Annotated in this window: 22 protein-coding genes and 1 pseudogene; 21 read left to right on the forward strand and 2 right to left on the reverse strand. The window is 36.8% G+C overall.

The window, feature by feature from the left end; translation table 11 throughout:
• Positions 1-39: 39 nt before the first annotated feature.
• The 3 genes and pseudogenes from CDZ89_RS07135 to CDZ89_RS07145 all read left to right on the forward strand — a co-directional run.
• Positions 40-1,182 (forward strand): annotated as a pseudogene (locus CDZ89_RS07135) (vitamin B12-dependent ribonucleotide reductase); the annotation flags it as partial.
• Between the two features lie 164 nt (positions 1,183-1,346).
• Positions 1,347-1,766 carry a transcriptional regulator MntR gene (gene mntR / locus CDZ89_RS07140; RefSeq protein WP_096153454.1) on the forward strand — a complete coding sequence of 140 codons (420 nt, stop codon included), beginning with the start codon at positions 1,347-1,349 and terminating at the stop codon, positions 1,764-1,766.
• Positions 1,767-1,906: 140 nt separating this feature from the next.
• Entirely contained in the window at positions 1,907-2,791 is an 885-nt protein-coding gene (locus CDZ89_RS07145; protein ID WP_096153455.1) for a patatin-like phospholipase family protein, read from the forward strand.
• 146 nt (positions 2,792-2,937) lie between these two features.
• Here CDZ89_RS07145 and CDZ89_RS07150 read toward each other — a convergent pair whose 3' ends face one another.
• The gene (locus tag CDZ89_RS07150; protein ID WP_096153456.1) at positions 2,938-3,312 is read right to left on the reverse strand and encodes an SA1362 family protein; all 375 of its coding nucleotides are present in this window, start codon (positions 3,310-3,312) and stop codon (positions 2,938-2,940) included.
• Between the two features lie 319 nt (positions 3,313-3,631).
• On the opposite strand from CDZ89_RS07150, the gene CDZ89_RS07155 reads away from it, so the two are divergent.
• The 4 genes from CDZ89_RS07155 (at position 3,632) to efp (ending at position 6,391) form a co-directional block, all read left to right on the forward strand.
• Positions 3,632-4,159: a YqhR family membrane protein gene (locus tag CDZ89_RS07155; RefSeq protein WP_096153457.1), complete on the forward strand. Its 528-nt coding sequence runs from the start codon at positions 3,632-3,634 to the stop codon at positions 4,157-4,159.
• A gap of 80 nt (positions 4,160-4,239) precedes the next feature.
• Positions 4,240-4,680, forward strand: coding sequence for a type II 3-dehydroquinate dehydratase (gene aroQ, locus CDZ89_RS07160; protein WP_096153458.1), 441 nt, complete (start codon positions 4,240-4,242; stop codon positions 4,678-4,680).
• 1 nt (position 4,681) lies between these two features.
• Complete coding sequence (locus CDZ89_RS07165) at positions 4,682-5,743, forward strand: M24 family metallopeptidase (protein WP_096153459.1); 1,062 nt, start codon at positions 4,682-4,684, stop codon at positions 5,741-5,743.
• 90 nt (positions 5,744-5,833) lie between these two features.
• Complete coding sequence (efp, locus tag CDZ89_RS07170) at positions 5,834-6,391, forward strand: elongation factor P (RefSeq protein ID WP_096153460.1); 558 nt, start codon at positions 5,834-5,836, stop codon at positions 6,389-6,391.
• Positions 6,392-6,437: 46 nt separating this feature from the next.
• Here efp and CDZ89_RS07175 read toward each other — a convergent pair whose 3' ends face one another.
• Positions 6,438-7,679 (reverse strand): TolB family protein, encoded by a 1,242-nt coding sequence (locus CDZ89_RS07175; protein WP_096153461.1) that lies wholly within the window; start codon positions 7,677-7,679, stop codon positions 6,438-6,440.
• A 246-nt stretch (positions 7,680-7,925) separates the two neighbouring features.
• Between CDZ89_RS07175 and CDZ89_RS07180 the strand changes: the two genes are divergently transcribed.
• From CDZ89_RS07180 to nusB, 14 genes are all read left to right on the forward strand, one after another.
• On the forward strand, positions 7,926-9,593 hold the full coding sequence (locus tag CDZ89_RS07180; RefSeq protein ID WP_100333425.1) for a glycoside hydrolase family 13 protein: 1,668 nt from the start codon (positions 7,926-7,928) through the stop codon (positions 9,591-9,593).
• A 469-nt stretch (positions 9,594-10,062) separates the two neighbouring features.
• Positions 10,063-10,347, forward strand: coding sequence for a YqhV family protein (locus CDZ89_RS07185; RefSeq protein ID WP_096153463.1), 285 nt, complete (start codon positions 10,063-10,065; stop codon positions 10,345-10,347).
• Between the two features lie 100 nt (positions 10,348-10,447).
• Positions 10,448-11,389 carry a stage III sporulation protein AA gene (spoIIIAA, locus tag CDZ89_RS07190; RefSeq protein ID WP_100333426.1) on the forward strand — a complete coding sequence of 314 codons (942 nt, stop codon included), beginning with the start codon at positions 10,448-10,450 and terminating at the stop codon, positions 11,387-11,389.
• The gene (gene spoIIIAB, locus CDZ89_RS07195) at positions 11,377-11,889 is read left to right on the forward strand and encodes a stage III sporulation protein SpoIIIAB (RefSeq protein ID WP_096153465.1); all 513 of its coding nucleotides are present in this window, start codon (positions 11,377-11,379) and stop codon (positions 11,887-11,889) included. Before spoIIIAA ends, spoIIIAB begins: the two co-directional genes overlap by 13 nt.
• A 17-nt stretch (positions 11,890-11,906) precedes the next feature.
• Positions 11,907-12,110, forward strand: coding sequence for a stage III sporulation protein AC (spoIIIAC, locus tag CDZ89_RS07200; RefSeq protein ID WP_096153466.1), 204 nt, complete (start codon positions 11,907-11,909; stop codon positions 12,108-12,110).
• Between the two features lie 16 nt (positions 12,111-12,126).
• Positions 12,127-12,516 (forward strand): stage III sporulation protein AD, encoded by a 390-nt coding sequence (spoIIIAD, locus tag CDZ89_RS07205; RefSeq protein ID WP_176483831.1) that lies wholly within the window; start codon positions 12,127-12,129, stop codon positions 12,514-12,516.
• A gap of 26 nt (positions 12,517-12,542) precedes the next feature.
• Positions 12,543-13,715 carry a stage III sporulation protein AE gene (gene spoIIIAE, locus CDZ89_RS07210; RefSeq protein ID WP_100333427.1) on the forward strand — a complete coding sequence of 391 codons (1,173 nt, stop codon included), beginning with the start codon at positions 12,543-12,545 and terminating at the stop codon, positions 13,713-13,715.
• 13 nt (positions 13,716-13,728) lie between these two features.
• Positions 13,729-14,352 (forward strand): stage III sporulation protein AF, encoded by a 624-nt coding sequence (gene spoIIIAF, locus CDZ89_RS07215; RefSeq protein ID WP_096153469.1) that lies wholly within the window; start codon positions 13,729-13,731, stop codon positions 14,350-14,352.
• 2 nt (positions 14,353-14,354) lie between these two features.
• Positions 14,355-15,017 (forward strand): stage III sporulation protein AG, encoded by a 663-nt coding sequence (spoIIIAG, locus tag CDZ89_RS07220; protein ID WP_096153470.1) that lies wholly within the window; start codon positions 14,355-14,357, stop codon positions 15,015-15,017.
• Positions 15,018-15,020: 3 nt separating this feature from the next.
• Positions 15,021-15,617 (forward strand): SpoIIIAH-like family protein, encoded by a 597-nt coding sequence (locus CDZ89_RS07225; protein WP_096153471.1) that lies wholly within the window; start codon positions 15,021-15,023, stop codon positions 15,615-15,617.
• Between the two features lie 625 nt (positions 15,618-16,242).
• Positions 16,243-16,746 (forward strand): acetyl-CoA carboxylase biotin carboxyl carrier protein, encoded by a 504-nt coding sequence (accB, locus tag CDZ89_RS07230; protein WP_096153472.1) that lies wholly within the window; start codon positions 16,243-16,245, stop codon positions 16,744-16,746.
• 12 nt (positions 16,747-16,758) lie between these two features.
• Positions 16,759-18,117, forward strand: a complete 1,359-nt coding sequence (gene accC, locus CDZ89_RS07235; protein ID WP_096153473.1) for an acetyl-CoA carboxylase biotin carboxylase subunit — start codon at positions 16,759-16,761, stop codon at positions 18,115-18,117.
• 16 nt (positions 18,118-18,133) lie between these two features.
• The gene (locus CDZ89_RS07240; RefSeq protein WP_303621586.1) at positions 18,134-18,535 is read left to right on the forward strand and encodes an Asp23/Gls24 family envelope stress response protein; all 402 of its coding nucleotides are present in this window, start codon (positions 18,134-18,136) and stop codon (positions 18,533-18,535) included.
• A gap of 560 nt (positions 18,536-19,095) precedes the next feature.
• Complete coding sequence (gene nusB / locus CDZ89_RS07245) at positions 19,096-19,494, forward strand: transcription antitermination factor NusB (protein ID WP_096153475.1); 399 nt, start codon at positions 19,096-19,098, stop codon at positions 19,492-19,494.
• Positions 19,495-19,511 lie beyond the last annotated feature (17 nt).

Consider the following 19,511-nt stretch of genomic DNA (forward strand, 5'->3'; position numbering starts at 1 on the left):
TAGAACTAGGGGATAAAAAGCCTCTAGGATAACAAACTGGAACAACCACTTGCGCCATATTCAGTCTGTAACTTAGCTGCAGTTAACTTAGCAGAAATGGCTGATAAAGAAAACAAAACAGTAAACTTTGAAAAGCTAAAGAAAACAGTAGAAGTTGGCGTAAGAATGCAAGATAACGTTATCGACGCAACGCCATACTTTTTAGAAGAAAATAAAAAACAAGCTTTAGGTGAGCGTCGAGTAGGTTTAGGAGTAATGGGCTTACATGACCTACTAATCTACTGTGAATCTGTTTACGGCTCTGAAGAAGGAAACAAGCTAGTTGACGAAGTGTTTGAAACAATTGCTACTACTGCCTATCGTGCATCAGTTGAGCTTGCAAAAGAAAAAGGAAGTTTTCCTTTCCTTGTAGGTGAAAAGGAAGAAGAAACAGCTAAACTACGAGAAGCTTTCACAAATACAGGCTTTATGAACAAATTACCTGCTGACGTTAAAGAATCTATTAAAGAAATTGGAATTCGCAACTCTCACTTATTAACTGTTGCTCCTACAGGATCCACAGGTACGATGGTTGGCGTTTCCACAGGGTTGGAACCATATTTTTCCTTTTCGTACTTCCGCAGTGGACGTTTAGGGAAGTTCATTGAAGTGAAGGCGGATATCGTCCAAGAATATGTAGATACAAACCCAGATGCAGATCCAGAGCATTTACCTGAATGGTTTATTTCTGCAATGGAATTAGCACCTGAAGCACATGCGGATGTACAATGTATTATCCAAAACTGGATTGATAGCTCTATCAGTAAAACAGTTAACGCTCCTAAAGGGTACTCTGTAAATCAAGTAGAAAAAGTGTACGAGCGTCTATATAAAGGCGGAGCAAAGGGTGGTACTGTATACGTGGACGGAAGTCGCGATACACAAGTATTAACTTTAAAAGCCGAAGAAAACATGATGGATGACGGTGCAGAGCAAATTCAAATGGAAGAAGTAGTAAAAGCAGAACAGAAGAAGCAACCAGTTGTCTTGATTGAAACTATTCGAGACCTACGCTCCACAACAGTAACGTACGGATCTGAAGTTGGAAACACTTGTCCGGTATGCCGTATCGGTACTGTTAAAGAAATTGGTGGCTGTAATACATGTACAGATTGCGGAGCACAATTGAAATGCGGATTATAAAATAAAAGAAAACACCAGCCAGTCAACAGGTTGGTGTTTTTCTCTCGTAAACTTGTCAGCATTACTCACTTCATGTATGATTTTAAATAGACGTATTGAGAGAATAAGAAAATCGTACATACAATCGGGTTTTCCTAAAAGATAGAGAAGATGGAGGGGTTTGCATGCCGACACCGAGCATGGAAGATTATATTGAACAAATATATTTGTTAATAGAAGATAAAGGATACGCCAGAGTTTCAGACATCGCAGAAGCGTTAGCCGTTCACCCTTCATCCGTTACAAAAATGGTTCAAAAACTAGACAAAGATGAATACTTAGTTTATGAAAAATACCGCGGTCTTGTTTTAACAGCTAAAGGGAAAAAAATAGGGAAAAGATTAGTTGACCGTCATGAATTACTAGAACAATTTTTAAGAATTATCGGCGTAGATGAAGAAAACATATACAACGATGTAGAAGGAATAGAACATCACCTAAGTTGGAATGCCATTGACAGAATTGGCGATTTAGTTCAATACTTCGAAGAAGACGAAAATAGAACAAAAGTCTTGCAGGAAATTCAACACAAAAACGAAAATTAAATAATACACACTCTAAGGCTAGCACAAGGATGCTAGCCTTTAATTTTTTTATTTTACAAAAATGTGCAATTAGCTTCATTTTCCAGTCATAAAATTTTCAATCCAAAACTACATTTTAAACAGATGGAGGTGGTACTCCTTTGTTCATTGATGGTGTATTTTCTGGAGGAGGAATTAAAGGATATGCGTTAGTAGGTGCCTTACAAGCAATTGAAAACAAAGGCCTTCGCTTTGTTCGAGTTGCAGGCACGAGTGCTGGATCTATCATTGCGGCATTTGTTGCAGCAGGTTACACCGCAGATGAAATGAATAAAATGTTAGACGAGATGAATGTGAAACAATTTTTAGATGAGCGAAAAACGTTTCTCCCGTTCTCTTTCACAAAGTGGCTCCTTTTATATTGGCGACTAGGTTTATATAAGGGAGATGCATTAGAAGCGTGGCTGACAAAAAAATTAGCTGCGAAAGGAATTTACTCTTTTGGCGATTTACCACCTCAGTCATTACGTATTATTGCATCAGACTTAACTAGCGGAAGAATTGTCACATTGCCAGAGGATCTTCCGAAATACAATGTAAATCCAAGAACATTTCCCGTTGCAAAAGCAATTCGTATGAGCTGTAGCATTCCCTACTTTTTTGAACCTGTAAAATTGAAAAATAAAGGTGCCTGCCACTTATTTGTAGATGGAGGAGTGTTAAGTAACTTTCCACTATGGTTATTTGACAATGATAGAATACCGAAAGTCAGACCTGCTCTAGGAATTCAGCTAAGTTCAAATTTAGAAGACGGCCCAGTTAATAAAATAAATAACGCCATCACGATGTTCGGTGCACTCTTTGAAACAATGAAAGACGCCCACGATGCAAAATATATCTCAAGAAGACACGAAAAAAACATTATCTTCATCCCAACCGACCATGTCATCGCCACCGAATTCGAACTAGCAGAACTAAAAAAAGAAGCCCTCGTCCAATTAGGAAAACAAAAAGCCGAACTCTTCCTAAGAAAATGGTGTTATTGAACAGCGTTGAAGAGTTATATAATGTTGTAGGATTTAAATACTATCTAGCCGCTGAAACTAGACCAGCCCGCAGAAAGCGAAGACTTGCCCGACAATCCGCAGCGCTTGTAATAGCTATTTAAAAGCAAAAAACCAAGCATTCTATTTTAAAAGAATGCTCGGTTTTTTTTCTTGTTTTTCTTTCCTTCAATCACAGTTAAATGCGTAGAAGATTTTCTTTTAATAGATGAAGTCGATTTCGTTGGCTTTCTCTCTTTGCCATTAAGTGTAACGACCGGCTTAGAGTTTGCATTATATTTTTTCTTTGATTGCTGCAATGCTTTTCTGTAATTGGAGTCCGATCCCACAATTCGACCCGAAATAAAATAACGGAACACAAAAAAGATAAGTGTCGCTACTCCAACGATTACAAGCATACTAGTTATAAAACCTCTTGTATTGTTAAAGAGCTCGTAAATAACATAAAAACCTGCCAAAGATAAAATGGTGATTAATATTGGTTTCTGTATACTTTTTTTCATTTTCGGCACCTCCCAACAACCCAATGAGAAGAAACGTTCTATGTTCCTATCGTTCACCTAGATTATTATTTATTATATAGTATAGGATAAGGCTTGTTGCTGATTTTTATACTGTCCTTTACAATCTTTTTTGCTTGTTTTGTCATTTCTGCAACTAATTTGCGAATTACCTAGATTGAAAACAAAATTTAGAAGCTTATTTCTTAATATTCTACCTTATGTACAAAAAAACCTCTAGTCGCACAAATTTGTTTCATAAAGATGAATGGAAAAATAAACAATATGGAAAGATAGGTTTAAAAGTAAAGGTTAGAGGTGAATGGTGTTGAGTGAGAACGAACAGTTAGATCAAAATAAACGTGAAGAACCAATGAGCTTCATGACAAAAGTAATCATCACAGGTTTAGTTGGTGGCATATTATGGAGTTCCCTTGGATATGTAGCTTACATATTTAACTTTACAGAAATCAGCCCAAATTTCGTCCTACAACCGTGGGCCCTAGGAGCTTGGAAAAATGGCATCCTTGGAAATATCATAAGTATTGTCGTCATAGGAATTTTAGGAATCGGAGCCGCAATTGCTTATTTTGCCGCATTAAAAAAATTCCCTCAGTTTTGGATTGGTATTTTGTACGGTGGAGCACTATGGGGGTTAGTATTTATCATCTTGAACCCGATGTTTCCTTCTATTGAAACGGTAAATAAATTAACTTTAGAAACAAACGTTACAAACTTATGCTTATATATCCTTTTCGGAGTGTTTGTAGGTTATTCGATTTCGTTTGAACATAATGAAATGCAGTATAGAAAGCAACATGGTAGCCATCAGCAAACATCAAACAAGTAGAGTAAATGAATAGAATATGATAGAATGTTCAGTAATTGGACATTCTTTTCTTTTTTTCATTTTTAAAATAGGGGAATCGTATAATGCGAATATTAGTAATCAATGGTCCAAACTTAAATAGGCTAGGACTACGGGAGCCTCATATATATGGGGATAAAACGTTATCTGATTTAGAACACAACTTAAAAGGGATGGAAAACCAGCATCAAATTGAAGTGAACTGTGTTCAAAGCAATCATGAAGGTCAAATTATTGATTGGATTCATGAAGCGGAAAATCAATTTGACGGAATTGTTATCAATCCAGGTGCATTTACTCATTATAGCTATGCGATTAGAGATGCGATAGAAAGCGTTTCTATCCCGGTGGTAGAAGTACATATTTCTAATGTTCATGCTCGTGAAAGCTTCCGGCATGTGTCGGTAACTGCACCAGTTACCATTGGACAAATAGTTGGTTTAGGGTTTCATGGATACGAATTAGCAGTACTAGCATTGCTAAATAAAGGTAGGGGGAATTAGAATGGAAAAGTTAACAAAGCTTAGAAATCATTTTCAAGATTCAAATATTGATGCACTTTTAGTAACGAGCGGGAAAAACCGTAGTTATTTAACAAACTTCACAGGAAGTGCAGGAGTTGCAATTATTACCGAAGATAAAGCGGTGTTCATTACCGATTTCCGTTACACAGAGCAAGCGAGCAAGCAGTGTGAAGGTTACACGATTGTTCAACAAAAAGGTGGATTAATAGAAGAGATTGCAGAACAAGTAAAAGAACTAGGAATTAGTAGACTTGGTTTCGAACAAGATCACGTAACTTTCTCTGCATATTTAGCATACAAAACAACTATTAAAGCTGAACTTGTTCCTGTTTCAAGCATGGTGGAAAAATTACGCTTGATTAAGTCTGAGCAAGAGATTAAGATATTAAAGGAAGCAACGCAAATAGCGGACGCAGCTTTCGATCATATCCTTACATACATAAAACCTGGTTTAACAGAACTAGATGTTTCCAATGAGTTAGAATTCTTTATGAGAAAGAATGGAGCGGTATCTTCGTCATTTGACATTATCGTAGCATCCGGTTACCGTTCAGCATTACCACACGGTGTGGCTTCTGATAAAGTAATTCAAACTGGTGAACTAGTAACGATGGACTTTGGTGCGTTTTACAAAGGATTCAACTCTGATATCACTCGTACAGTAGCGATTGGACAAATTAGTGATGAGCTTCGTAACATTTATGATACTGTCCTAGAAGCACAACTTCGCGGTATGAGAGGTATTAAAGCTGGTATTACTGGTCGTGAAGCAGACGCGTTGACTCGAGATTATATTACAGAAAAGGGCTATGGAGAGTTCTTTGGTCACTCTACAGGTCACGGATTAGGAATGGAAGTACATGAAGGACCATCCTTGTCGGTTAAATCTGATACAATCTTAGAGCCAGGAATGGTTGTAACAGTGGAGCCAGGTATTTATATAGCTGGTGTAGGTGGATGCCGTATTGAAGATGATACAGTAGTTACAGAAAACGGTAATGAAAGCTTATCTCACTCCACAAAAGAACTTATTACATTATAATGGCTTAAAAGCATACAGAGTAAACCGTTGTTTCAAAGGAAACAATAAAAGTAGCTCTGTCATATTTGCTTATTAGTAGGAGGATAAAAAATGATTTCAGTAAATGATTTTCGCACAGGTGTAACAGTAGAAGTAGACGGAGGAATTTGGCGCGTAATGGATTTCCAACACGTTAAGCCAGGTAAAGGAGCAGCTTTCGTTCGCTCTAAACTTCGTAACCTACGTACTGGTGCGATTCAAGAAAAAACGTTCCGTGCTGGTGAAAAAGTGGGGAAAGCACAAATTGACAACCGTAAAATGCAATATCTATATGCAAACGGTGACTTACACGTGTTCATGGACACGGAGTCATACGACCAAATTGAATTACCAGCAACTCAAATCGAGTACGAATTAAAATATTTAAAAGAAAACATGGAAGTTGCTATCATGATGTATCATGGTGAAACAATCGGTATCGAGCTTCCAAACACTGTAGAATTAAAAGTAACAGAAACAGAACCAGGAATTAAAGGTGACACTGCTTCAGGTGGTACTAAACCAGCTATAGTTGAAACAGGACTATCAGTTCAAGTTCCTTTCTTCATTAACGAAGGTGACGTGCTAATCATTAATACAACAGAGGGAAGCTACGTATCCCGCGCATAATAAAAAAAGAGGCAAGACACTCATTGAATGTGTGTCTTGCCTCTTTTTATTCTACTTTTCCAACATACCACGTAATGTTGTCTACTTTCGTAATAATCTTTTTCTCTGATTGTCCATCCAATTCACTTAAAAAAACATGTTTATTTCCTTGGGCATCTGATCTTATCCAAGTCAGACTTTTGTAATTATGTAATATAACTGGACGATAATCTGATGAACCTTTAGGGTTATTAACTAACTTTGTTGATTTATTATTTTTTATATCCACTAAATACAAAGAGGGCTCAAATGTGGATGGCTCTGGAGTTTCTTTTCCTCTTGCTACAATAATGTTCCCATCATCTACCCACGTAAAATCAATATCTGCATACTTTTCCGGAGTGTACACCTTTGTTTTCATCGGTAGAACCGTTTGGATCGTAAGTTTTTTATTAGAGTATCCTGCTTGTAATCTGCCACTACCTTGTATAGTTGCTAGTAACGGCTTGCTTGGTGCCCATTGCAGCCATTCTTCTTTGTTTAACATTTCTCCTAACGGAATAAATACTTTATTCTCAGGTGCAAAAGCACCTACAATATTACTATCTTCTGATAAAGAAGCGGTTGGTGTAATAATCATGGCTAACCATTTCAAATCGTTTGACCAGCGGAAATGATCCATAGAAATAGAATGAATAGTTGAATCTCCAACAGTGATTGGCGAAGGAGCAGTAAATAAAGAATTCACAGACACATCCCAATCGTTTACTTCTTTTTCTACCCAAGAAACTGTATATAACCGTGGATGACTCCAACCGTCTGGAAATAAAACAGCTTCCTTACTTAAAAGAATGTTCGAGCCATCTATTGCCCAAACAAATGACCATACTCCATTTGCTAAAGGATGAATGATTGGCAATGAATCCTCTTTTAATTGAGCAATGGACAAGGAGTTGTCCGAAAGTACTGCTAGCTCATTTTTCGTGGGAGACCACTTATATTCAGAACCTTGAATACTTAATTTGTACTGTTTGTTGGTGGGAATATGTAAAATCCAAACTTCCTGAATTTCTGAGCCGTTATTATCTAATGAAGGAACTGCCTTATAAGCTAAATAGTTGCCGTCGTAAGACCAAGCTGGATCTGAAACATACAAATCATCTGTTATCATCGTTTCTTCACCATTTACCCAAATAAAAAGATGTCCATCACGTGTGAATGCAGCTTTTTCATTCGGGATTTCCGCTGCCTGAAACGAATTAGGGAATAACAATAAAATGACAATGAAGCTTAGAAAATATTTATACAAAGTAAATACACCCGCTTTTTAAACTTTTTTAATAGCATTACCAAAATAAGCAAAATAATGTGTAAAAACAGATATACGGAAGAACAGAAAAACTAGGCTAAATTTCATTTGAAAAATAAAGAAAAAATGTTATAGTAAAGTAGTGAGAATAACTATTTATATTTTTTTTGTGCAATTGTGCAAACGTTTACGCAAAAAATGAAATGAAATATTTAATAAGGGTTATAGATAAAGGGAGTGTGCTTTATGAATAAAGTCTGGTGGAAAGAAGCTGTAGCTTATCAAATTTATCCAAGAAGCTTTATGGATTCAAATGGTGACGGAATTGGTGATTTAAGAGGAATTATTACAAAACTAGATTACTTAAAAGAACTTGGAATTGATGTAATTTGGATTTGTCCAATGTATAAGTCACCTAACGCTGATAATGGATATGACATTAGTGACTACCAAGATATTATGGAAGACTTCGGTAACATGGAAGATTTCGACGAGCTTTTAGCTGGAGTTCATGAAAGAGGAATGAAACTTATTATTGACCTCGTTATTAACCATACAAGTGACGAGCATCCTTGGTTTATCGAATCAAAGTCTTCTAAAGACAACCCAAAACGTGACTGGTACATTTGGGAAGAAGATAAAAATGGAAAAGAGCCAAACAACTGGGAAAGTATTTTCAGTGGTTCTGTTTGGGAATATGATGAGAAAACAAAAGAATACTTTATGCACTTATTTGACAAAAAGCAACCAGATTTAAACTGGGAAAATAAAGACGTACGCTTTGCACTTTATGACATGATTAACTGGTGGTTAGATAAAGGAATTGACGGATTCCGTGTGGATGCTATTTCTCATATTAAAAAAGAACCAGGATTTCCGGATTTACCGAATCCAAAGAAATTAGACTATGTACCTTCGTTTGATTACATGATGAATGTAGAAGGCATTCAAGAATTTTTACAAGAACTGAAAGAGCAAACGTTTGCGCGATACGACATTATGACAGTCGGTGAAGCAAACGGAGTAAAGATTCACCAAGCGGACGAGTGGGTTGGCGAGGAGAATGGTAAATTCAATATGATCTTCCAATTCGAACACCTAGGTTTGTGGAATAAAGGTACGGAAGGCGGCGTTGATCTCCTTCAATTAAAAGAAACATTAACGAAATGGCAAAAAGGTTTAGAAGGAAATGGCTGGAATGCTTTATTCTTAGAAAACCATGACCAGGCACGTTCTGTTTCTACATGGGGCAATGACAAGGAATATTTAGTAGAGAGTGCAAAGGTGTTAGGTGCACTATACTTCTTTATGCAAGGTACTCCATACATCTATCAAGGTCAAGAAATTGGAATGACAAACGTAAAATTTGATTCTATTGATCAATATGATGATGTAGCAATGAAAAACCTTTATCGCATTGAAAGTGTTAAAGGCGCAGAGCATGCTCAAAAAGTAATGGAACTAATTTGGAAAAACGGTCGCGATAATTCTCGTACACCTATGCATTGGAACACGGACGAAAATGCAGGATTTACAACTGGTACTCCATGGTTAGGTGTAAACGAGAACTACAAAAACATTAACGTAGAAGCACAGTGGAATGATTCTGAATCCGTGCTAAGCTTCTACCGTGATATGATTAAACTTCGCAAAGAAGAAGAAGTTTTTGTATACGGCAACTATGACTTGATTTTAGAAGAAGATAAAAATATTTATGCATACACACGTACTTTAGAAGGTGCTATAGGTCTTGTGATTTGTAACATCAGTGCAGAAGAAGTAGAGTACAGCTATGGAAAGCTACCTGTTGCATCTGCTAATTTAAAGTTACAGAACTATGAAGTTGCAGAACATAAAGATGAAACAACGTTTATGTTAAAGCCTTATGAAACAAGAGTGTATGTAGTGAAATAAGTATAAGAATAGAAAAGGCACACAGGCTAAATTTAGTCTGTGTGCCTTTTTTTGCTTTTATTTTTAATTATCTTGTTAAACACCGCTGTTGATACCCGTGCAAGTCTTCGCTTTCCGCGGGCAAGTCGGGAGCCTCCTCGGCGCATCCGCACCTGTGGGGTCTCCCGTACTTCGCTTCTCCCGCAGGACAAGGAGGGCTACGGGAGCGATGCATCGCACGAAGGAAATGCGTTAGCATTTTCGAGGAGTCTCCGACTTGCGCTCCAATCAGCAGCTAGGCTATTGCTTTAAATGAGTCCTTGTTATTGTTGTCAACCAGATTAGCACTTTTTCATAACTTCAGTAGCATCAGATTACTTCAAAACAACCACAATCAAACCACATTTTACACTTCTTTTTCTATACATACGTGCATAGGTTGTACAAGTAGGAAGTACCACCTGAATGAGGGTGGATAGGAGGACTTGTAATGAAGAAGATTTTCGGTACACAAATAGAATCAGCTGTCCTTTCGATGGCAGGTTTACGCCTTGTTTCTGGTCTCATCGAAATAAGTGCAGCTATTATTATGCTGATGTTAAACGATGTAAAAAAAGCAGTCGTCGTCAACTCCATGCTTGCGGTCGTTGGACCAGTCATCTTTATTTCTACGATGATGATTGGGTTAATAAGTATTGCAGATGAAATATCGTTTTCCAAACTCGTCTTTATTGGGATAGGCGTTTCATTCATACTATATGGAATCTATAAATAATCCTTTAAACATAAGTCCAGAAAGTTTGTACAAGCAAGCATATAAATTGGTCAAGCTTGCATAGATTGTAAGTAACGAAAGAACTAAAGGAGAATTATTTATGTTAAGTAGCGTGATGAGCGTTTTGCCCGCTTCTATATGTAAGATCATTCAAACATTGAGTCCAATGACGTTGGAAAGGATGGAAGAAGTACGAGTGCGTGTAAATCGTCCATTGGAGCTTATCGTTGCTGGAACACCGGTTTTTCCTCCGTATACAGTTACAGAAGAGGACGGCATTCAATTACTCAATAAGATAAGTCATTTTTCCATTTATGCCCTAGAAGAAGAACTGAAACGGGGATTTATTACAATTGCTGGTGGACACCGTGTAGGTTTGGCTGGAAAAGTAATCACACAAAATGGCTATGTGAAAGCAATTCGCGACGTAGCATCTTTCAATATACGAATAGCTAAACAAAAAATTGGGGTAGCTACACCGTTATTGCCATATTTATATGAAGGAAAATGGCACAGTACGATGATTTTAGGTGCACCACAAACAGGTAAAACAACGATGTTGCGTGATTTAGCTAGAGCGATGAGTATGGGAGTAAAGGAAAAAAATATTCCTTCATGTAAAGTTGGTATCGTCGACGAACGATCGGAAATAGCTGGCGCCGTTAAAGGTATTCCACAACATGAATTAGGGATTAGGGTGGACGTTTTAGATGGTTGTCCAAAAGCGGAAGGGATGATGATGCTAATACGCTCTATGAGCCCAGATGTCATTGTAGTAGATGAAATTGGTAGAAATGAAGATAGTGAAGCGGTAAAAGAAGCAGTTAATGCTGGGGTTGGCCTGCTATTGTCTGCACATGCATCTACTTTTCAAGAACTGCTAATACGTCCGAGTGTGAAAGAAATGATAGAGATGAAAGCAATCAAACGATATGTCATTTTAGGTAGAGGAAATGGACCAGGTACGATTCAAAAAATACTAGATGAAGATGGTAAGGTTATCTCCAAAGATAAGGGTGTGATACATTCATGCAATTATTAGGAGCGGTATTAATTATAGTTGCCACTTCTTGGGCAGGTTTTGAACTAGCTCGTCATTTAATGGAAAGACCTAAGCAGTTGAGGCAGCTAAAAGTTGCCTTGCAGTCACTTGAGGCGGAAATAATGTATGGTCACACACCACTTGCAGAAGCTTGTAAACATATAGCGAAACAATTGGATAAGCCACTAACATGGTTTTTTGCGACTTTCGCCGGCAAGCTCGAAAAAGGTGATGTATCGGTAAAACAAGCCTGGCATGATAGTTTAGAAGAAGTTTGGAAAAGTACAGCATTCAAATCAGCTGAGATTGAAATATTAAAGCAGTTTGGCGAAACACTTGGCCAACATGACTTGGCTACACAACAAAAACATATAGTTTTAGCCATGACCCATTTAGAAAGAGAAGAGTTAGATGCAAGAGACAAACAAGCTCGAAACGAAAAGATGTTTAAAAGCTTAGGGATCTTATCTGGATTACTATTAGTCATTTTATTGTATTAATTTTAGGGGGAACGACGATGGGCATAGAGGTAGATGTAATATTTAAAATAGCAGGTATCGGAATTATCGTAGCTTTTATGCATACGGTGTTAAAACAGTTAGGCAAAGAAGAATATGCACAGTGGGTTACACTCCTTGGATTTATTTATATATTATTCATGGTTGCTAGTATCGTAGAGGACTTATTTAAAAAGATAAAATCCGTATTCCTGTTCCAATGATAAGGGGTGATGACCTATCGAGATTATACAAATTGTCGGATTAGGTCTTGTTGCCACGTTCCTAGCATTAATTGTGAAGGAACAAAAGCCGACATTCGCATTTTTATTAGTCGTTTTTGTAGGTTGTGCCATTTTTTTATTTCTAATGGACCAAGTGTTTGAAGTAATAAGTATGTTAGAGCGACTTGCCATTAACGCAAACGTAAACATGGTGTATGTAGAAACAATACTTAAAATAATTGGCATTGCCTACATCGCAGAGTTTGGTGCACAAATAACAAAAGATGCTGGACAAGGAGCGATAGCCTCCAAAATTGAGCTAGCTGGAAAAATACTTATACTAGCCATGGCGATACCAATACTAACCGTCATTATTGAAACCATTATAAGATTGATACCTTCTTAAACTTAAAGGAAGGAGGGAGAAAGAGGATGAAAAAAAACGTCACACTAGCCATTCTAGCCATGATCATTACTCTTTTTCTAGCTGATAATGTACAAGCCTCTCCCTCGTCACCTTCAGAATTAGTAACAAATCAGTTAGAACAAGTAGGAGTAGACGAAATAAAAGAGTACTGGGATAAAGTAATGAATGAATATGGCGGTTTCTTACCGGAAAGTCAGAAAGGCCCGTTCATGGATTTTGTAAAAGGGGACAAGTCTTTCTCTATAGATGAATGGTTCAAAGGTGGACTTAAATACTTATTTCATGAATTACTCGTAAATGGAAAACTACTAGGTAGCCTCATACTGTTAACCATTTTTAGTACGTTCCTTCAAACATTACAAAATGCTTTCGAACAAAAAGCGGTCAGTAAAATTGCCTATGCGGTTGTTTTTATGGTTTTAATCATTCTTTCTTTAAACAGTTTTCATATTGCCATTACTTATACAAAAGATGCCATCCAAAATATGATGGGCTTTATTATCGCACTCGTACCACTATTACTAGCATTAATAGCAAGTTCAGGTGGGCTAATATCAGCATCAATCTTTCATCCAGTTATTATTTTCTTAATGAACACAAGTGGTCTATTAATCCAGTTTGTCGTTTTACCTCTATTATACTTATCGACGGTTCTTAGCATTGTAAGTACGTTAAGCGAGCAATACAAAGTAACCCAGCTTGCTCAACTACTAAGAAATATTAGTATCGGGTTGTTAGGGATTTACTTAACGGTATTTCTAACCGTTATTTCGATCCAAGGTGCAAGTGCAGCAGTAGCGGATGGTATAACGATTCGGACAGCAAAATTTGTCACAAGTAATTTCATTCCAGTAATCGGACGGATGTTTACAGATGCAACTGACACTGTTATTAGTGCGTCGTTGCTTTTGAAAAATACAGTCGGAATATTAGGGGTTGCAACCATTATCATGCTAGCCGCATTTCCAGCTATTAAAATACTATCAATTGCCCTGATTTATAAACTAGCTGCAGCGTTATTACAACCATTAGGTGGAGGACCAGTAATTAAATGCTTAGACATTATTAGTAAAAACGTCATCTATGTGTTTGCCTCCCTAGCAATCGTATCTTTTATGTTTTTCTTAAGTATAACCATCATTATCGCCGCTGGAAACATTACGGTGATGGTCAGATAGTGAGGTGAGTGGATTGAGTTTTTTAACGGAATGGATAACAAGTATTATTATTTTCATTTTACTAGCAACCGTTATTGATATGTTGCTACCTAATTCTAGCATGCAAAAGTACGCCAAAATGGTAATCGGCCTTTTATTGATTGTCGTCATATTAACTCCGATATTAAAACTATTATCCACTGATATGGACGAACTTTTTGCATCTATGACAACGAATTCTATTAACATATCTGAAAAAAATATAAAAAATTTAACAGATTCGAAGAAAAGAGAAATACAAGCCCTACATCATGCATATACATTAGAACAAATGGCTGACAAAATGAAAGATCAAGTAGAAGAGGAGTTGATGGAACAGTATGGGCTAAAAGTTAAATCAATTAAACCCGTTGTAAAAGATGGGCCTCTTTCATCCTTGCCAGAAGATGACTTTTTGGAGTATGTAGAAGTCATATTAGTAGACGCAGAAACTGTTACAGCCATTTCAACAGTAAAGCCAGTCAACATTGATACCTCCAAGCCGTTGGAACGAAACGAGACAAGCGAAGATCATGAAAAGGTCCAAGCTTTTTTATCCGAACAATGGCAGCTACATCCTAATATTATTTCTGTTGCAGTGGAAGGGGGGAAAAGGTAAGTATGGATAAAAACAATAAAGATCTCTTTGAATGGCTTAAAGGATTACTCGGTGATTCAAAAGATAAGAGATCTGCTAAATTTCAATACATTATCCTTGTACTAGCAGTTGGAGTAGGATTTATGTTGTTCAGCAATCTATATTCTAAGGGAGAAGTAAAATCTTCTCCGCCAACATCTGCTGTTAGTAATAACGATGTAGAACAAACGGAAACGGTATTCAACCCAAAAAGTAATGACAGCCAGCCAACTACAATTACCGATTACGAAAGACTCTATGAAAATCAATTAAAAGAGGCTCTACAGAACATTTTAGGCGTTAATGATGTCACAGTTGTTGTTAATGTGGAAGCTTCAGAGTTACAAGTGTTACAAAAAAATCATGTAACACATACACAAAAAACAAATGAAGTGGATAGCAATGGAGGCAAACGTGATGTCGAGGACGTTTCTACCGATCAACAAGTAGTGATTGTGAGAAAAGGGGAAGAAGAAAAGCCTCTTGTAATTGAAACAAAAAAGCCTTCTGTAAAGGGTGTATTAGTAGTAGCGCAAGGAGCTGAAAGTATAAAAGTTCAGCAAATGCTTATCGAGGCAGTTACGAAAGTGTTAGATGTACCACAACACCGCGTAGCAGTTTTACCAAAGAAACCTAAGGGGGAATAAGGAATGTTATTAAAAAAACAAACAGTATGGTTGTTAACAATGTTAAGTTTAGTTTTCGTTCTTGGAGTGTATTATGTTTTTAGTCCTCAGGATGCAAATCAAGTTGCTATGGACAATGAGCCAAAGCAAGGTGCAGAGCAACCAAGTGGTGAAAATGTTGTAACAAATCCTACTGACGAAGAAGCGGACGAGGATAGCGATACTACTACTGGTGGCACAGTTTCTTTTGAAACAGATCGAGATGAAACATTCATGAAACTACGTTTAGACTTAGAGAACTTAAGAAGTAAAGCGAAAGAAAACTTAGAAGCAGTAGTAGCGAACGCTTCATTACCTGCAGATGAAATCAATAGAGCTTGGGAGCAATTCCATGAGTTAAATGCAGTAGAGCAAAAAGAAAAAGTATTAGAGCAAGCAATTAAAGCAAGAGGCTTTAACGATGCATTAGTATTAGTAGATGGCGAAAAAATTCGTGTAACATTAAAATCAGAAGAAAAATCTCCAAAGCTTGCAAACGAAGTATTACACTTAGTGCGTCAAGAATTCACTAACTTACGCAACGAAAACATCCACATCGAATTCCAAACAGCAAACAACTAATTATACTTAGTATTCAAAGCCCTAGGTCAATCCTGGGGCTTTACCTTTATGAGTCCGTTTCATAACGTATGACTACTATACGAAAAACGAATGATAGCTTCGTATTCTGTATTAAGACACCTTAATAATCGAAAATATTATTATGTATTGCACTAATATATTCGTTTTTCATTAAACGAACCGTAATGATGAAATTGATTCATGCAATAAAAAGTTGATTGTAAGATATGTGAATATTACAATAGAAATATGTAAGCGATTTCATATGAACGTGGGTAAGTGGATAAAATCTGTATAAATAAGGCGCCATGCGCCGAGGAGGCTCCCTAGTCCACCCGCGGAAAGCGAGCACCTGCAGGGAACATCAACAGTTTGAACCAAAAATAAATCTGTTTTTTTATGACTAGGTAATAATATCTATTACTATTTTTAGTTGAATTTGGCTTACTAGTATCGTATGATGAATATGAACTAATGTTTTTCTTACTAAAATGCTTAGCCCAAAAAGCTAACATTCTTTTAGTCGAGCACATAAAACATAAAGTGTCCGATTTCTTTACATTCTACATAGCTTCAATCTTGCAAACCATCCAAAAAAAGATACAGTATTCAAGGAGTGAAAGACATGTTAAAAATCCAAGAAATTAGAGAAATTATTAAACTGATCGACCAATCCAATATAGACGAATTTACTTTTGAACATGACGGTTCAAAAATTAAAATGAAAAAAGTTGTCCATGCAGCACCTGCACCTGTTCAAGCAGTACCAACAACTGTAGTGACAGAAGCACCTGCAGTTCAACCTTCAGCACCAGCTGCACCAGTAGCTGTAGAAACAAAAGTTGCACCAAAAGAAGAAGTAAAAGTAGCTGCGGTAAATGACCCAAGCTTACATAAAATCACATCACCAATGGTAGGTACGTTCTATGCTTCTCCATCTCCTGATGCAGATAATTATGTAAAAGCAGGCGATAAAGTAAGTGAGAGCTCTGTTGTTTGTATTGTAGAAGCAATGAAACTTTTCAATGAGATTGAAGCAGAAGTAAAAGGGGAAATAGTAGAAGTATTAGTGGAAAATGGCCAATTAGTAGAATACGGTCAACCATTATTTTTAGTAAGACTTTCATAAGGGGAGAAATTCATGATTAAAAAACTATTAATTGCGAATAGAGGAGAAATTGCTGTTCGAATCATCCGAGCTTGTCGTGAAATGAACATTGAGACAGTTGCTGTCTTCTCGGAAGCAGATCGTGACTCCCTACATGTGCAACTTGCAGACGAAGCATATTGTGTAGGACCGACAGCTTCTAAAGATAGCTACTTAAACTTTACAAATATTATTAGTGTAGCAAAATTAACAGAATCAGATGCAATCCACCCTGGTTACGGTTTCTTGGCCGAAAACGCTGATTTCGCAGAACTTTGCCGTGAATGTAATATTACATTCGTTGGTCCGAGTCCGGAAGCAATTAGTAAGATGGGGACAAAAGATATTGCTAGAGAAACAATGCGTGCTGCGAATGTTCCAATTGTACCAGGTTCACAAGGCATTATTGAAACACTGGATGATGGAATGCGTATTGCAAAAGAGATTGGTTACCCTGTTATCATTAAAGCAACAGCTGGGGGAGGCGGAAAAGGTATCCGTGTTGCCCGCAATGAAGAAGAGTTGAAAAAAGGTATCTCTGTTACCCAACAAGAAGCTGCAACTGCATTCGGAAATCCAGGTGTTTATTTAGAGAAGTATATAGAAGACTTCCGCCACGTGGAAATACAAGTGTTAGCAGACAACTTTGGCAACACGATACACCTTGGAGAACGTGATTGCTCTATCCAAAGACGTTTACAAAAGCTTGTAGAAGAAACTCCATCACCTGTTTTAGATGGCGAATTACGTCAAGAAATGGGAGAAGCGGCAGTTAAAGCAGCAAAAGCAGTAGACTATTCGGGTGCAGGTACGATAGAATTTATATACGATTATCAAAACCGTAAATTTTACTTTATGGAAATGAACACTCGTATTCAAGTAGAACACCCTGTTACAGAAATGGTTACTGGAGTAGACTTGATAAAAGAACAAATTAAAGTAGCTTCAGGAGAAAAGCTATCCCTTAAACAAGAAGAAGTAACATTTAATGGATGGTCAATCGAGTGTCGTATTAATGCAGAAAATCCATCCAAAAACTTTATGCCATCCCCAGGGAAGATAAATATGTATCTTGCTCCAGGTGGTTTAGGGGTACGTGTAGACTCTGCTGTTTACCCGGGATATGTTATTCCGCCTTATTACGATTCCATGGTAGCAAAATTAATTACGTACGGAGCTACACGTGAAGAAGCAATCTCTAGAATGAAACGAGCGTTAAGTGAATTTGTCGTAGAAGGCGATGGAGTACATACTACCATTCCTTTCCACTTAAAACTTATGGATCACGAAGTATTTAAAGATGGTAACTTCAACACTAAGTTTTTAGAGAAATACGATGTTATGAACTCTTAATTAGGAGGAATTTATTATGGAAAGAAACTTACTTGAAATGAACACCAATGAATCACTTGGAAAAGTTGAAATTGCTCCAGAAGTTATTGAAGTAATTGCTGGAATTGCAGCTTCAGAAGTTGAAGGTGTTTCACAAATGCGTGGTAACTTTGCTGCAGGTGTTGCAGAAAGACTAGGCAAGAAAAACCACGGTAAAGGTGTAAAAGTTGATTTAACAGAAGAAGGTATTGCTATTGATGTGTTCTGTGTGATGCAATTTGGTATTTCCATTCCAACTGTAGCTCAAAAAGTACAAGACAACATTCGTCAAGCATTACTAAATATGACAGCGCTTGAAGTAAAAGAAGTAAACATCCATGTAGTTGGCATTCAATTCGAAACGGCGAAAAACGAAGTGGAAGTAGAAGAAGAAATGTAATTTTGACATTTTCCATAAATTGACCTTGTAGGTGTTCAGCTTCACTTGGCATCTACAAGGTTTTTTCTGTTTAAAAGTGAATTCCCAACAATTGAAACACAAACTAGTAAGATTGAAACACAATGAGAAGAAATTGAAACACAAGTCGACCAGATTGAAACACAAAGGAAAAAATTGTAGTGCGTGAAGGGGGAATGAAACACAAACTTGTGAGATTGAAACACAAATTAACCAGATTGAAACACAAAAAGATTAAATTGAAACATACCCAGAGACTTGCGGGAAATCACCGCTTTTATAATTAATTATTATGATTATAAAACAAAATCGTATAAGATAGAAAACGTTCGGAAAAGATGAAAGTGATTTCATTACATAACCTAATCATCCATTTTTTGAATGTTCGGAAATTAAAGTTTTTAAACACGAATAAAAACATTTACTTCGTGCTAGAATGTTTGTGTTTTTGTGAAAAAAAGTGAGAAAACAGTATACTTATCTAGAAAAAGTATGCTATTATCTTTCTATACTCTTTACATGAACGAGAAGGAGCTATTTATATGAAAAGAAGCGAAGCGAGAGAAAAGGCATTACAAGCCGTTTTTCAAATAGATTTAAGTGAAATTGACCCGAAAGAAGCAATAGAAAATGTACTAGAAAACTCCTCTAAAAAGGAAGATCCATTTTTACTTCAATTAGTATTGGGAACAGTTGAAAACATGTCGGATATTGATGTGATGATTACTGATCACTTAGAAAATTGGACATTAAATCGTTTAGGTGCGGTAGATAGAACAATTTTAAGAATTGCTGTGTACGAGATTATGTACGAAGATGAGATTCCTGTAAGTGTTTCAATGGACGAAGCGATTGAACTTGCAAAAAAATTCGGTGATGACAAATCTAGTAAATTTATTAATGCAGTTTTATCTAAAGTAAAAGACGCATTGTCAAAATAAAAAATATCAATGGTTTG

The organism is Bacillus alkalisoli (assembly GCF_002797415.1).
Classification (GTDB): domain Bacteria; phylum Bacillota; class Bacilli; order Bacillales; family Bacillaceae_I; genus Bacillus_CD; species Bacillus_CD alkalisoli.